Source organism: Neolewinella agarilytica (assembly GCF_900110645.1).
Lineage (GTDB): Bacteria > Bacteroidota > Bacteroidia > Chitinophagales > Saprospiraceae > Neolewinella > Neolewinella agarilytica.
Genome location: NZ_FOFB01000021.1, coordinates 40,513 through 55,611, shown reverse-complemented (window position 1 = coordinate 55,611; position 15,099 = coordinate 40,513). Strand labels below are relative to the sequence as shown.

Annotated in this window: 12 protein-coding genes; 8 read left to right on the top strand and 4 right to left on the bottom strand. The window is 52.6% G+C overall.

Annotated elements, in window-relative coordinates; all coding sequences use genetic code 11:
- Positions 1-13: 13 nt before the first annotated feature.
- A complete protein-coding gene (locus BM123_RS17230; protein ID WP_090170943.1) occupies positions 14-484 on the top strand; it encodes a DUF4190 domain-containing protein in 471 nt (156 codons plus the stop codon).
- 138 nt (positions 485-622) lie between these two features.
- Positions 623-3,256 carry a M14 family zinc carboxypeptidase gene (locus BM123_RS17225; RefSeq protein WP_090170940.1) on the top strand — a complete coding sequence of 878 codons (2,634 nt, stop codon included), beginning with the start codon at positions 623-625 and terminating at the stop codon, positions 3,254-3,256.
- A gap of 112 nt (positions 3,257-3,368) precedes the next feature.
- Here the strand turns inward: BM123_RS17225 and BM123_RS17220 are convergent, their stop codons facing one another.
- On the bottom strand, positions 3,369-4,061 hold the full coding sequence (locus BM123_RS17220; protein ID WP_090170937.1) for a thioredoxin family protein: 693 nt from the start codon (positions 4,059-4,061) through the stop codon (positions 3,369-3,371).
- Between the two features lie 17 nt (positions 4,062-4,078).
- The gene (locus BM123_RS17215; RefSeq protein ID WP_090170934.1) at positions 4,079-4,612 is read right to left on the bottom strand and encodes a TlpA disulfide reductase family protein; all 534 of its coding nucleotides are present in this window, start codon (positions 4,610-4,612) and stop codon (positions 4,079-4,081) included.
- Between the two features lie 103 nt (positions 4,613-4,715).
- On the opposite strand from BM123_RS17215, the gene BM123_RS17210 reads away from it, so the two are divergent.
- A complete protein-coding gene (locus BM123_RS17210) occupies positions 4,716-6,176 on the top strand; it encodes an NAD-dependent succinate-semialdehyde dehydrogenase (RefSeq protein WP_090170930.1) in 1,461 nt (486 codons plus the stop codon).
- A gap of 49 nt (positions 6,177-6,225) precedes the next feature.
- Here the strand turns inward: BM123_RS17210 and BM123_RS17205 are convergent, their stop codons facing one another.
- Both BM123_RS17205 and BM123_RS17200 read right to left on the bottom strand, forming a co-directional pair.
- Entirely contained in the window at positions 6,226-7,284 is a 1,059-nt protein-coding gene (locus tag BM123_RS17205; protein ID WP_090170927.1) for an outer membrane beta-barrel protein, read from the bottom strand.
- An 87-nt stretch (positions 7,285-7,371) separates the two neighbouring features.
- Positions 7,372-9,186 (bottom strand): DUF5060 domain-containing protein, encoded by a 1,815-nt coding sequence (locus tag BM123_RS17200; protein WP_090170925.1) that lies wholly within the window; start codon positions 9,184-9,186, stop codon positions 7,372-7,374.
- A 343-nt stretch (positions 9,187-9,529) separates the two neighbouring features.
- Here BM123_RS17200 and BM123_RS17195 point away from each other — a divergent pair, with 343 nt between their 5' ends.
- The 5 genes from BM123_RS17195 to BM123_RS17175 are packed head-to-tail and all read left to right on the top strand — an operon-like array spanning position 9,530 to position 14,810.
- Positions 9,530-10,684 carry a mandelate racemase/muconate lactonizing enzyme family protein gene (locus BM123_RS17195; protein WP_090170922.1) on the top strand — a complete coding sequence of 385 codons (1,155 nt, stop codon included), beginning with the start codon at positions 9,530-9,532 and terminating at the stop codon, positions 10,682-10,684.
- 55 nt (positions 10,685-10,739) lie between these two features.
- Positions 10,740-11,747 (top strand): L-rhamnose/proton symporter RhaT, encoded by a 1,008-nt coding sequence (locus tag BM123_RS17190; RefSeq protein WP_090170919.1) that lies wholly within the window; start codon positions 10,740-10,742, stop codon positions 11,745-11,747.
- A gap of 30 nt (positions 11,748-11,777) precedes the next feature.
- Complete coding sequence (locus tag BM123_RS17185) at positions 11,778-13,217, top strand: aldehyde dehydrogenase family protein (RefSeq protein ID WP_090170917.1); 1,440 nt, start codon at positions 11,778-11,780, stop codon at positions 13,215-13,217.
- Entirely contained in the window at positions 13,214-14,167 is a 954-nt protein-coding gene (locus BM123_RS17180; RefSeq protein ID WP_090170914.1) for a 2-dehydro-3-deoxygalactonokinase, read from the top strand. The genes BM123_RS17185 and BM123_RS17180 overlap by 4 nt, the downstream gene beginning before the upstream one ends.
- Complete coding sequence (locus BM123_RS17175; RefSeq protein ID WP_090170911.1) at positions 14,160-14,810, top strand: bifunctional 4-hydroxy-2-oxoglutarate aldolase/2-dehydro-3-deoxy-phosphogluconate aldolase; 651 nt, start codon at positions 14,160-14,162, stop codon at positions 14,808-14,810. The genes BM123_RS17180 and BM123_RS17175 overlap by 8 nt, the downstream gene beginning before the upstream one ends.
- Positions 14,811-15,099 lie beyond the last annotated feature (289 nt).

The window sequence follows — 15,099 nt, the reverse complement described above, 5'->3', positions numbered from 1 at the left end:
TTATTTTAGCCCCATGAATTACACACTAAGCCTTTTTATTTTACTGGTGCTTCTTTTAACTCCCGAGCCCTCATTCGCAGCCCTCACACCGGCAGCGGAAGCGCCCGTTCGGCATTTGGACCGCGCCCACGTTGAACAACAACTCGGCCGAAAACTAAAATTCAAAGAGCGTATCGGTCTGTCAATCATCAGGGGCAAAGCAAAGCGGCAGGCCCGGAGAGCGGCAAAAACTGCTGCCGGAGGCAGCCCCGTAGATGGCTATGCTGTGGCAAGTCTGGTCTGTGGAATCCTTGGCTTCTTTACCTTCTTTACGGCTATTCCGGCACTCGTTCTGGGTATTATTGCCCTAGGACGCTTTAACCGGGACCCGCAGTACAGAAGTGGGAAAGGGATGGCTATTGCAGGTGTGATTCTTGGGGGACTGGTCCTTTTTGCTGTACTGCTGATCATTGGAATTCTTGCCGCTACCTGGGGAAGACAGTAAGTCAGAATCACACTGAACCATAATTTAAGACTAATTGAGCACTGCCCGGTCATGGTTTATCGATAGATCAGTACGTGCCCAATCTGCTTCACTTTCATTTTAATCGCAGTACCTAACTTCAACGCACAAAATAACACTATGCGATCACTTTTACTCATCCAACTATTTCTCATTTCGATAGTTGCGTTTGCACAACAAGACGTCTTCCAGCGCCTTCCTCTTCCGGATAATGGCAGGGTAGGAGAGATCGTGTCTCCGGCAGCTTTCCTCGGCTATGAGCTTGGCGAACGCTTTACGGAATACGCCCGCTCGGTGGAGTATTTCCATCTGCTGGCGGCCAATAGTCCACGCATCAGCATTGAAAAGTACGGAGAGAGCTATGAGAAGAGGCCGCTGCTCATGCTGACGATAAGCGATGAAACTAATATGGCCAGGATCGATCAAATCCGGCTTAATCAACTGGCTCTGGTGAATGCAGCCAAGGAGGCGCGGCCGCAGGTGCAGAGTTTGGTGGATGGTCATCCCGTGATAAACTCTTACAGCTATAACATTCACGGAAACGAAGCCTCTTCGACGGAGGCTGCCATGCAGGTTGCTTACGAGCTGGCCACGACTAAAGACGCGGCCCTCCTGGCCGCCCTCAAAGAAACGGTCAACCTGCTGTTCATCTGCATCAACCCGGACGGCCGTGACCGCTACGTGTACTGGGCCAACTCCGTGGCCCGTAACACCGGCGGGCAAGAGCCTCGAGACCTGGAACACTACGCTCCCTGGCCGAACGGCCGGACCAACCACTACTGGTTCGACCTGAATCGCGACTGGGTCTGGGGCGTCCACCCCGAAAGCCGGGGCCATACCACTGCCTACCAGAAATGGATGCCACAGGTACATACCGATTACCACGAGCAGGGCTACGATGCCAACTACTTCACGGTACCCGGCACCACGCCCCGGAATCTGCTGTTGCCGGATGCTTATGAGACCTGGGCCGATACCTTCGGCCGGGCCAACATCACCGAATTCAACAAGAAGGGTTTGAGCTACTTCACCCGCGATCGCTTTGATTTCTACTACCCGAGCTACGGGTCCAGCTACCCTTCCGTGATGGGCGCTATCGGGATGCTGACCGAGCAGGGCGGTATCGGCGCACACCGCGCCGTGGAAACAGAGGACGGCTACGTGCTGACCCTCCGCCAGCGGGTATACGATCATTACACCACGAGCCTGGCGCAGGTCAAGGCATCGGCCCGCAACCGAAAGGAACTGATCAACTACAGCGTGGATGCCTGGAACCCACTCAACAGCAAAGCCTCGGCAACTGCTTACCTGATCGAGAATGATGGCAGTGATTACTTTAATGATGTCCTGAAAATGCTTCTGCTCAACGGCGTGGAGGTGGAGCGGACTACGGAGACTTTCTCTGCTTCCGCCACCAGTTTTCGCACCCGCGTCAGCGCCCAAAAACAATATGCCTCCGGCAGTCTGATTGTTGCTACTGAACAGCCGCGACACCTCTTCGTCAACAGCATTCTGAGCAATGATCTGCAGATCGAGGACAGCGTGATGTACGATATGTCAACCTGGTCAGCGCCTCTGGCCTACAACCTGGAGGCCTACGCCTTTAACCGCCCCGTGATGGTGGATACGGAGCCCGTGACGGAAGTGGAGGAGAGTGGCATGGTCGTACCCGTTGGTGGCAATGGCAAGGCCTACGCCTATGTTATTGATTGGAGCCAGCGCAATGCCCCCCGCGCCCTGGCGAAACTCTGGAAGGCAGGCTACCGCGTCCGCAGCGCAAACGAAGGTTTCGTGGCCGATGATGGTTCCGAGTTCGGAGCGGGTAGTCTCATTGTACTCGCCGGCCGAAACCTGGAACGGGAACGTTCTATTGAAACGGATATGCGCCAACTGGCGGCTGCCGAAAAAGTAAACATTCATCGTTTTCTGACCGGGCGGATGAAGGATGGCAACGACCTGGCCAGTACGCGTAATTTTCCCGTTAAACCGCCTCGCGTTGCCATGCTCGTAGAGCCTCCTTTCAATGTTTACACCAGCGGACAAGTCTATTTCCTCTTCGATTGGGAAACTGAGCTACCCGTGGAGCGCATTCGAGCTTCTACGCTCAGCCAAACGGACATCCCCAAGTTCGGCTCCCGCTACGGTATGGCCGATCTTAACGACTACGACGTCCTCATCCTGCCCGACGCCAGGAACCTGGAAAAAGTCTTTGGCCAAAGTGGCCAGGCCGAGCTCAAACGTTGGCTCACCAATGGCGGAACGCTGGTCAGTATCGGCTCCAGCGCCGAGTTTTTCACTAAGCGCAGTGGCTTCCTCAAGCAACAGGAAATTGTCTCTCCGGACCGGGATACCTCCCAGGAGTCCAAACTACTCTCTTACAGCGAACGAACGGATTACTTTGGCAAACAGCGTATCCCGGGCTCTGCGCTAAAGGCCACTATTGACGTTAGCCACCCGCTTGCCTTCGGCATGAAACCGGAGGTCTATACACTGAAATTCGGATCCAACTCCCTTAAGCCCGACCTTGGGCTGCAAACGGTTGGCCGCTACGCCACGGACGCGAGCCAACTGCTCGCCTCCGGCTACGCCTCCCCGAAAAACCTTGCCTCACTGGCGGGGAACACCTGGGCCGGTGTGCGCCCTTACGGGAGCGGGCGCATCGTTTATTTCCTGGATAACCCCCACTACCGGATGTTCTGGCGCGGGCCCAGCCGGATGATGCAGAATGCGGTAATGATTGTACCGGGGATGTAGTGAGAGGAAGAATTCCTGCTCCGGAAAACCAGTTGCAAAGCAGCGTAAAAGATAGCCAGTCGCTCGCCCTGCAGGCTCGGCTTTTCGGAGCAGGAACTCCTTATTCAAGGAATTATTTGGCCTTAATGCCACACCCAATCGCCTTCACTTCAGCGGGCTTGGGGTCTTCTCCTTTTTCAAGGGCTGCAACGGCCATTTCCACGTAGGCTTCCGTGACGGCTTCGGCGTCCTGTGGGCTGTCATCAATGGCACCGTGGTAACGCAGAACACGGTCAGCATCCAGCAGGTATACCTCTGGCGTCTTGCTGGCACCGTACTGCGGGTATACGCTTTGATCGGCATCGATCACGTAAGCGAAGCCAAAGCCACGCTCCGCAGCTCTTTCTTTCATGGCTTCCAGGTTGTCACCGGGCTTAAGTTCCACGTCGTTAGGCTGGATAGCAATCAGGGGGTAGCCCATCTTGCTCAGCTTTTCGTGCAGTGCCACCAGGCGTGGCTCGTACATCTTGGCGTAGGGACAGGTGTTGCAGGTGAATGTAACCGCATAGCCCTTCGGCTTTTCGCCGTTGGCATCCACCATGGTGGCCAGGCTGTGCATTTCACCATCAATGCCTTCGAGTTTGAAGTCCGGAGCCACATCGCCGATCTGGAGTCCGCTCATGGGTTCTGAGGCCTTCTCGGGCGCAGGCGCAGGTGCAGTGGTCTGTTCAACTTCAGCAGCGTTTGCCTCTGCCGGGTTGGTTTGTCCGCAAGCGCTGAGGATAAGCAGCAGGGCGAGAGGAAGGAGGTTGAAGATAATTCTCATTGGTTGGTTTTTTAGGTTTAACGGATAGCGTCTACGCTTGATTTTAGTTCTGCGTAGGAATTATACTTTTCGGAGTGAAAAACCCGCTTATCTCCGCGATAAATCACCGTCACGGGAATAGCACCACCCCAATCAGGGTCCACCCGATCGATCCAATCGTTGTACTTACTGTCGGCCAGGGCAATGACTGGCGGGAGGTCCGGATGACCGTCAACGAACTTCTTCAGCTTGGTCTCGATGTCTTTTTTAAAGTCCAGACTCACCGCAATCACCTCTGTGTCCGGGCCAGCCTCTTTCGCTAATTGCTCGAAGTAAGGCATTTCCTCCACGCAGGGTTTACACCAGGTTGCCCAGAAATTGATCACGTAGGTTTTGTCATCATCCTGGGTGAATAGCGGAGCGATGTCATCAAAGGATTCATACACCGGGTAAGAAAGTTCCTCTTTATTAGGCTGTAGGAGGTTCGTTATCGCAGACGAAGCAGGGGCTGAGTCTGTAGAAGAGGTACAGCCAATCAGAAAGAGAGGCAGCAAATAGAGCAATATGCGCATGGGGTAAAATTATCGGGTGGCAGCTTCACGTTGATCACTTAGAAGCGATGCCTGGAGAACACCCTTCAACTCGACTGTGTTCATAGCTGTAAACGCTTAAGTTATGAAACTCTCCCGGAAAAATCTCTTGCAAACACAGTCCTACATCGATGGACAATGGTGGGGAGCGGAGCACAACAGGAAGTTCTCGGTGTTCAATCCTTTTGACGGCAGTTTGATTACCAAGGTAGCCGATCTTGGAGAGAAAGAGACTGAATCTGCCATAGAGGCCGCAACTCGTGCCTTCCCCGCCTGGAGTCGTAAAACGGCCGGCGAACGCTCCGACATCTTACGTCGCTGGTACGAGCTGATCATGGAAAACGTGGATGATCTGGCCCTGATTCTCACTACGGAGCAGGGTAAACCGCTGGAAGAAGCGAAAGGTGAAATTCGTTACGGCGCCTCCTTTATTGAGTGGTTTGCGGAGGAGGGGAAACGTGCATACGGGGATGTCATTCCCGGGCACGGAACGGACAAACGGATAACGGTTATCAAGCAGCCCATTGGCGTGGTGGCGGCCATCACGCCCTGGAATTTCCCTAACGCCATGATCACCCGTAAAGTGGCGCCGGCGCTTGCGGTGGGATGTACGGTGGTTATCAAACCCGCGCAGGACACCCCGCTTTCCGCACTGGCGCTTGCTGTTTTAGCCGAAGAAGCGGGCATACCTCCGGGGGTGCTTAACATACTGACAACCAATCAGGCAAAAGAAGTGGGCGCAACACTTACTAAAAGCAAGGAGGTGCGTAAACTGAGTTTTACGGGCTCTACGGCGGTTGGGAAAGAATTGATGCGGCAGTGTTCAGGCACGGTAAAGAAGTTGTCGCTGGAGCTAGGCGGAAATGCTCCCTTCATCGTGTTTGACGATGCGGACATTGAGGGCGCGGTCGCAGGTGCCATGGCCAGTAAATACCGCAATGGAGGGCAGACCTGTGTCTGCGCTAACCGCTTTTTCGTGCAGGCGGGCGTGTATGACCGCTTCGTCGAAGCTTTAACGGCGGAGGTGAAAAAACTTAAGCCGGGTGATGGCCGGCAGAAGAACATTGACATCGGCCCACTGATCAATGTCTCCGGGCTAGAGAAGGTCGAGCGGATTGTTGGCGATGCGGTCAGCAAAGGTGCCGTAGCCACCACCGGAGGAAATCGCTCCGAAGCCGGCGACTTGTTTTATCAGCCAACGGTACTCACCGGCGTAGACAATACCATGGCGGTCAGCGAAGAGGAAATCTTCGGACCCGTCGCGCCCATCTTCCGCTTTGAGACGGAAGAGGAGGTTATCGCGATGGCCAACGACACCCCCTTTGGCCTTGCCGCCTACTTCTACGGACGGGATTACGCCCTGATCTGGCGCGTAGCTGAAGCTCTGGAATACGGTATGGTGGGCATCAACACCGGGATGATCTCCACGGCCGTCGCCCCCTTCGGCGGCGTCAAAGAATCTGGTTTTGGGCGGGAAGGCTCTAAGTACGGTCTGGAAGAGTATTTGGTGACGAAGTATATGTGCTGGGGAGGGGTGGAGCGTTAAACAGTCAAGGTGTAAAATATTGGCTGCTGCAGGTGGATTGCCTGATTAACTAATTTTGGCCGGAACGGGAGGGAAAGACTACGATCCGGAAATTAGCCGCTACCTGATCACCGGGCGGTATAAAAGGATATTGACTCTGGATGATGGGCAACCAGCTCAGGCCCAGGTCTAATGCTACGGTAGTTGATAAATGATACATTACTCCTGCTCCAACGTCGAATGATAAGTGCTTGAAAGATATTTCATCGAATGATATACCATTAATGAAGTACTGATTACCCGCTTGTTCACGCCTTAAACGTTGTAATCCCCCCTGAACGTAAGGCTGCCACTGTTTACCATTATTGATCTGGTAGCGCAGCCCCATCCCGAGTACTGTTTCATTGGAGGTAAGGTTGCGGGGAAGAATATCTGTGCCGACGTCTGCTCTGAAGGTATTGTATCCAGCCCGTACCATTAGTGCCAGATGATTGGAGAGAAAAAAACCGCCATCCAGCTGCACAGTCGCGAAAGCATATTCAGTGCTGAAGTTCAACCCTAAAGCAGCGTTACCAATGCTGGGGTTGAGCAGGAGGTCTCCTGCTTTGTTTACGTGCCCAAGCGCAGGATCCAGACTGTGCTGTTCGCCGAACAGTACATTAAGGCCGACCCCCAGCGTAAAAAGTCTTGGTAGTCGTTGTGTATTAAAATTATGGCGAACCGTAGCCGTGAGCATGGCTCCTGGTGCTATTTGGTATTCGCCGCCCAAAGCGATTGACGGCGATAATGCTGCTTGTTCGTCAAAGTTTATTGTCAGGCCCGTTTCACTGAATAACTGGGCATTTCTAGATTTGCCCAAGGGGAAATAATAACGAGCAAATGGGGTGAATTGAAATTGATTTCTGCTAGAAATACTGGCAAAATCTCCCGCTTCAACGGCTGCCCCCAGCAGTAGTCGGTCACGCACGAAATAGCCGCCACGAGCCCGCATACCAAAGCCACCGAATAAACCGTCAGTAACGCTTAGGAATTCAATGCCGGACTCCTGGCCAAAATACACGGTGCCTTTGCTGTATTGAGCCGATAGGATGCTACAGGACGAAAGCAGGAAGAAGAACAGAAAACGCATGCTTTAATTGGATTTAGGTGTATCCCTAAGACAAGGCTTTTTGCGAATTGTTGATTGAACCCGTTTAAATTCCCTTGAATAATTTTCTTAAATTTTTCTCACCAGTACGATATAATCCATATCCATCTCAGACGGAGGCTTTGGTAGCGTTATCTTTCCATTCTTCGGGGACTCCTTTTGCATTGAGCCTGTATCTTTCCCCGTGCGGGGGTTGAAAAGACGAATGCTGTAACTGCCGCCGGGCAGAATCAGTTGATTGTCGGGCTTTTCTCCCATCTTGAGCAGTACCAGGTATACCTCTCCTTTCTTGGCCAGAATCCAGTCGTTCTCGGAAGAACTCAATTCATTGGCGGGAGACATTTCCTTCAGCGGCAGATTAGCCTGCTCCATAAACTCCAGGTGATAGCGTACCTGATCCCAGAACTTATCCCGGCTGCGGAAATCTTCACAGGAGAGATCAGAGTGCGCGTGCTTGTAGCCGAAGTACCATTCTGAGCCCCACCCGCCGGCCATAATGGCTCCCCAGAGGGCGTTTTGGCGAGCGTTGTCGTGTACGCCGTCATCATCGGCGTCCGGCACGAGGCTGTGCTGTGCGTCTCCGGGTTCGTCAATGGCAATGGCCCAATTTACCTTTTGCCGTTTGGAAAGTTCCAGCCAACGCCGAATGCTGGGGTACACCTCGCGGAAATCAGGCTTACTGGTCTGGTAGGATAATCCGGTATACCGGCTTTCCGGACCGAGCAAATCATAAAACTGCTGACCGTTGTGAATAACGACGTGGTGGCGGTAGGGATCATTCTCATAAAAGTAGCGGGCCATAGCCAGTCGTTGGGTCGTGTTCTGCCAGGGGGTTGTATGTTTTTTCATCCACAGACCATTCTCTTCGCCTACGTTCCAGTTGAGGGCCAGGTGGTGCCCGAAGCGGGCCATGAGTTCCCGATAGTAGAGTTTTCGTTGAGGGCCCAGATCTCCGCCGTCGAGTAAGCCCTGATTCTCCACTTCGGCCAGTTTGAAGTGAAGAAACATCCCCAGGCGTTCACCGTGGCTGAAGACGATCTCCCACTGGTCCATTTTCGAGACGTCAATCCGCTCGTAGTTGTGGTAACTGACGTAAGGGAAGACGTTCATATCGTCTCCGGCAATGTTATTCGTCAGGAAGCTGAAGGCGTTGAGCCCCTTACCGGCCAGGTAATTAATGGCGCCGATGAGTGCCTTTCCCTTACCGTCTTTCCAGGTAGGATCTCCGGCTTTCCAGTCGGAAAGATGTGGTGCCCAGGTTTTAACCAGATTGTCCTTCAGGCCATCATTGTGAAAAGTACCGTCGAAGTCGGCGTAAGAAAGCAGGTTCTCTGGTGCGTCGGTGCCGGACTTGATGAAGTACTCTCCGGTTTCGGCGAAGACGGGGTACTGGCGGCCATGAAATAAGAGCCGGCCTTTTGCCCGCAGGTCCTTTCCGGTCTTGTCAGAAGGAGAAACCGAAAATTGCCCGTGTAAGCCATCTGCGCCGGCGACAATCTCTCCGGCATTGGGGTTGTCACTAACGGCCACATTCGTGCCGTTTCGAAAACTAACGGTCCAGGTCCATTCTCCTGTGTGGCCCGGAGAGAAATGAGCACGCCATTTGTTCCCCTTGTCAGCACTGCTGTTACCCGCATCACCATCCGCAGCGAAATAACCCGGAATAACGTAAGTGGCAGAGTCGTGGCGGAAGGTTACGTCCATTCGGTAATGAAGAAAGGGGTTGTAATTCGCCAGTTCGCTGGTATTGGGGCCATCAATGGTCAGGGTGATTTTGTGCCACTTCCTGAGCTCGCCGCTAAGTTCTACCTGCCCGTTGAGCAAGAGACATCCGAAGGTGAAGGAGACTAAAAGCAGGTAGGGGAGAAAAGAGTGTTTTTGCATGGTAGTTGTTTTTCTGTTTTTTCGGAACGCACAATATGGCAGCTGTTGGCCAGGGCCTATCCGTAAGCTAAGGCATACGCGGTAGAATCATTGCCCCTAAAACCTTCTTTGCACCTGCGTGAGCGCCTGAGAAACTTATGGTGTAGAAAAATGAAGTTCTGTGATAGCAGGACGGAAAGGATTAAAACACCCCCGGCTTATCTTAGGACCTAGCCAATATTGATCCCTCGGAAGTAGCCTACTGCATCAGGGCAGTTAATATCCTGCTTGCCATGGATAATTACCTGCTGGTTTTCGATTTCCTCAGCGGCTAGCTTTGTTCCACTATCTAAAAGTCTAACTCGTGAAGATCGCCAAGATTGAGACCTACCTATTATCTGATCAGCTGGAAGAATCCTTCTTCTTCTCACAATGGGCGTATTCGGAGCGACGAATTTGTATTGTGAAAGTGAGCACCGAATGCGGCATCATTGGCTGGGGAGAAGGTTATGGCCCCGCAGATGTGTTGGAGGCCGGCATTAAGCTTCTCCAGCCGATGCTGATCGGGAAGAACCCGCTCGAACAGGAAGCCATTTGGTTTGACCTGTACCGCAAAACACTTGACTACGCCCGTCGGGGTATACTGGTAGCTTCCATCAGTGCCATTGACCTGGCTTTATGGGATATTAAGGGTAAGACTTTTGGCCAGCCCGTTAGTGTTTTGCTTGGCGGAAGGCATCGCAAGCAGATATTACCTTATGCTACCGGGCTGTATTTCTCTCAGGGAGAGAATTTAGCGAGCCGCCTGGCCCAGGAAGCCGTCAGTTATATTGAGCAAGGCTTCAGGGCCATCAAAATGAAAGTAGGGTTTACCCCGGAGCAAGACCTGATTAACGTGCGGGAAGTACGGAAAGCCATTGGGCCAGACACAAAGCTGATGGTAGATGCCAATCACGCTTATTCCCTGCGGGAAGCTACTGAGCTCTGCCGTAAGATTGAACCCTACGATATTGGTTGGTTTGAAGAACCCATCTCACCGGAGTTTCACCAGCAGTATCAGCAACTCAGAACCAAAACGAGCATTCCCATTGCCGGAGGAGAATGTGAGTACCTGAGATATGGCCATCATGAGTTGCTTAAAAACAACTCGGTAGACATTTTGCAGATAGACATCTGCTCCGCTGGCGGCTTAACGGAAGCCAAACGTATTGCGGCCCTTGCATCTACTTACGGCGTCGAGATTATTCCTCATACCTGGGGAACCGGAATTGCCTTTCATGCAGCACTCCACTTTATTGCTAACCTGGAACCCGTTCCCGGACGCCTCTTTCCGCCCGATTTTTATATTGAATACGATCGGACGAGTAACGGCATTCGGGATAAACTTACCTCTCCATGCATTTGCATGAAGGATGGATACATTGATGTTCCCAGCCGTCCGGGGCTTGGATTTGAAGTCGATGAAGATGTCTTAGCGTATTATTCGCTCCCCGCTCAAAACGGGAAGAAAGTAAGTTGAAGCAGACCCGGAACACCTTTTTACTTATCAAACTAACGAATTAATCCGAGTCATCATGGAAGCAAGCTTTCCTTTCATTCTGGTACTTATTGCCAGTGTTTTTCAAGGCAGTTTTGGTGTAGGCATGAAACACATGGAGCCACTGAAGTGGGAAGCCTGGTGGTTGCTACACGCCACGGTAGCTATGATTGTTTTTCCGCTGAGCTGGGCTTTACTTGTCGTCCCTGATCTGTTTGGGATCATCGCTGCGGCGCCGTCCGAAGCTATCTGGACCGGAATGCTTTACGGCTTCCTCTGGGGAATTGGCGGTATCCTCTTCGGAAAAAGTATCCCCTATATCGGGATCTCACTCACTTATGGCATCGTTATGGGCGTCTGCTCAGCGGTGGGTTGCCTGATTCCCTTCTTTCAGTTGGAAGAGGTAACCGGCATGGCCGCATTTCCCTACGTGATTGGTGGGGTACTGCTGATGCTCATTGGGGTGGCCATTACCGCCTACGCTGGTGTTAAAAGAGACCGTCTCCTTAAGCAGGAGGTAGATGGTGGCTCGAACCTTAAAGCAGGCTTGGTAATCGCTCTGCTCAGCGGTGTACTGTCAGCCTTGCTCAACGTTGGGTTTGTGAGTGCCCAACCCGTCGGGGAGATCGCGGCAGAAGCAGGGGTGATAACCCGAAACACAAGCCTGGCCGTTTGGGTGGTGGTTTTGTTGGGCGCTTACCTGATGAATGCAGGCTACGCCATTTTCCTGCTCTTCAAAAACAAAAGCTGGGCTTCTTTCTCCGTGGCGGGGTCGGGGAAAGCCTACTCCTGGTCTGTTGCTGCCGGACTGCTCTGGTTTGGTGCACTTGGCGTTTATGGCCAGGGAGCTACCCTGATGGGAGATATCGGCCCGGTTATTGGCTGGCCGATCCTGTTGGGGGTGTCCCTCATTGTCAGTAATATCTGGGCTTACCTGAACAAGGAATGGGACGGGGCCAAAGGACCTTTCATGACCCTTTTGTTCGGTTTGCTTATCCTGATAGTTGCCACCATCGTACTCGGATATTCCAACGGCCTGAGCTAACAATACATAACTAATAAAAACAGCGTGACTATGCACTTCGGTCATAAGAAACTATACATCGACGGAGAACTGCGCGAGGCAGCTTCGGGTAAGACATTTGACGTGATATGCCCTGGAGATGAAACCGTAATTGCTACCATTGCCTGGGCGGGTAAAGAGGATACCGAACAAGCCCTGGAAAGTGCACAACGGGGATTCAAAGCCTGGTCAGTCTTACCCCTTGAGAGCAGAAAGGAATGGATGACAAAACTGCGGGCTGGTATTCTGGAAAAGAGAGATTATCTGCGCCACGCCATTTCTCACGAAATGGGAAAAGTATGGGCGGGAACGGATGAAGACCTGACCAGCATTTCCAATTCATTGCAATACTACGCCACGGAGATGGAGAGTAGGGGAGACACCGATATTCCGGACCGGGAAGGAACCCACACCCATCGCTTAATTTCACAGCCCGTAGGTGTTACCGTTGCCTTCCTAGCTTATAACTTTCCGCTGTTAAATCTTGGTTTCAAGCTTGGACCGGCCCTGGCTGCGGGCTGTTCCATCATTATCAAGCCGTCGGAGTTCTCACCGCTTTCCGCTTATATCATCGGAGAGATATGCCACGAGATTGGTTTTCCGGCCGGAGTGGTAACCGTTATCTGCGGAGACGTTCAGGACGTAGGCATTCCTCTGTGTGAAAGCACCATTCCACGATTAATTACGATGATCGGCTCAACGGAAACAGCTCAGAAGCTGATCCGGCAGAGCAGTGCTACGTCTCTGAAACGGTTTAGCATGGAATGTGGTGGTAACGCGCCCTTCATCGTTTTTGAAGATGCGGACCTGGAGCAAGCAATCAATCTTGGCGTCGCACTCAAGGTGGGTAATAGCGGTCAGATTTGTGTTGCGCCTAACCGCTTTTACATTCACGAGTCAGTGATCGATGCATTTACAGAAGGAATGGAAGCGCGCTTCCGGACGACTAGCATTGGTTTTGGGAAGGAAGAAAATCCGGATATGGGCCCGCTTACGAACCGTGCTTCTGTGCTCAAGGTCGATGACATTGTCAAAGAGGCGCAAACGCAGGGGGCAGAGTTGGTTTTTGGAGGCAGTGAATTGGACCGCCCCGGTTACTACTACGAGCCTACTGTTCTCCGGCTCAATGATCCGGAGGCCTCCGTTTTACAGCGGGAAATATTTGGCCCGGTAGCCATCATCGTTCCCTTTTCTACCCGGGAGGAAGTAATTGCCCTGGCCAACGAAACGGATAGCGGCCTGGTTTCCTACGTATTTACCGGCAGCCAGGAGACCATGGATTTCTTTGCCCGTGAGCTTGAGTTCGGAGAAGTACAGCTCAATGGCGTCAAGTACGATATTTACCTGCCTCATGGTGGCATCAAAAACAGTGGTTTTGGCGTAGATTGCTCCCCTTACGCCCTGGACGATTATCTGATCCGTAAACGGGTAAGTCAGGCCATTACTTTATGAAAAGAAAACCCGATTACTTCATTAGTTGCGACTGGGGGACCACAAACTTCCGCCTCAGAGTCGTTAGCAGTATTACCCTTGACGTAGCGTTTGAGCTGACGGGCGGTCTTGGGATTCGTGACCTGAACAACGAGTTCTTACGGGCAGGTACGGGCGACCGTTACGCCCACTTTGCCCGGTATCTCAGTGGTCAAATAGGCAGAATACCTGATGAATATCAGAGGGAACCCGTGGTAGTTTCCGGTATGGCCTCGGCCAATATTGGCATGGTTGACCTGCCTTACGGAGAGTTACCCATCACGGCGGATGCTGCTGGCTTCAGGGTGGAAGAATACGTACTTGAGGGTGGACAGCCATTGCACATTATCTCCGGGGTGAAAAGCAGCACCGGAATGATGCGTGGTGAAGAGACGCAGGCGCTGGGCTTGCTCGAATTAATGAAGGCCGACCGTGAAGGAGTGTTGTTGCTCCCCGGCACACACAGTAAACACCTGAATTACCGGCAGGGAGCCTTTACCGATTTTGGATCCTACATGACGGGCGAGCTGTTCGAACTGCTCTCCAGTAAAAGTATCCTGTCTAATTCTCTCCGTCCGGAAGCCCTTGATGTGGCTAACGAAGGGGCGTATCTGTCCGGCCTTCGGGCCGGTGCGCAAGACGGTGCCGCCAGTCATCTTTTTTCCATTCGGGCCGGTGATGTGCTTAGGCAGGCTGACCCGGGAAAAAGCTATTTACAGCTCAGTGGCCTGCTGATTGGTGATGAACTTCGGTATTTATCCAACACAAATGATGAATTCTGCTATCTGGCCGGCTCCGGTCCACTATTATTACTCTACAAGCGGGCGTTGCAGGAATTAGTTGGCCCCGATCGTTTAACCGTCTTTGGGGCGGAAGAGCTGCAACGGGCCCTGCTGTCAGGGCAGCGCAAAATTATGCTACGGAATGACTAAGACTTCCTCCTTTTCAATGGAATTATTTCGGCAGGCTCCCGTGGTTGGGATTATCCGGAACCAGTCCGCAGAAGATTGTTACCGGATCGCCGAGACGATGCTGGAAGCGGGACTTTACACGCTGGAAGTGACGATGAATACGCCGAACGTTGCGGGTATAATTACCGAGGTTAAGCGCCGCTTTCCGGAGCTCAACGTAGGTGCGGGAACGGTCTGTACGCCAGCGGAACTGGAGCAGGCACTGGCCGCAGGAGCGGGCTTCATCGTAACGCCCATTCTTGACGAGCAGGTGGTGACCACCTGCGTTGGGCAGGAAATCCCCGTATTTCCGGGGGCGTATACCCCAACGGAAATTTACCGCGCCTGGCGCCTGGGAGCGACGGCCGTAAAAGTATTCCCGGCCAGCCAGCTGGGGACTAAATACATAAAAGACCTGAGTGGACCATTACCACAGATTAAGCTGATCCCCACCGGAGGCGTTTCGTTGCAGAATATTGCCTCCTTTTTTGAAGTCGGAGTGGCGGGTGTAGGCATGGGGAGTTCGCTGCTAAATAAAGCGTTAATAGCTGCCGGGGATTATAATGGACTGAGAAAACACTTTGAACACATTTTGCGGGCTATTCCCGCAAAATCAAAACAGTAGAATTGAATTCATAATAATATGTTTTTAACGGTAAATGGGTAATGATGGACAGCATGGAGTTAAAATACGGCCAGTTCGACCTCATTTTTTCCCGTCTCTTTGCTTCATACAGAGGTGGCGCGTCCGCTGGTGCAAAGGTTAGGGTAAAGGAGCAATGCTTGTCCGCAGGGCGATCATTCTGATCGCAAGGGATTAAACTACCTCCCCTTTGCTCCCTTAAGCAATCCCCTGCACCTGCGGTCCCCGCCAAGCCTGCCAGGGCGTTCGCGCCTGCCCCCATTTTACCACT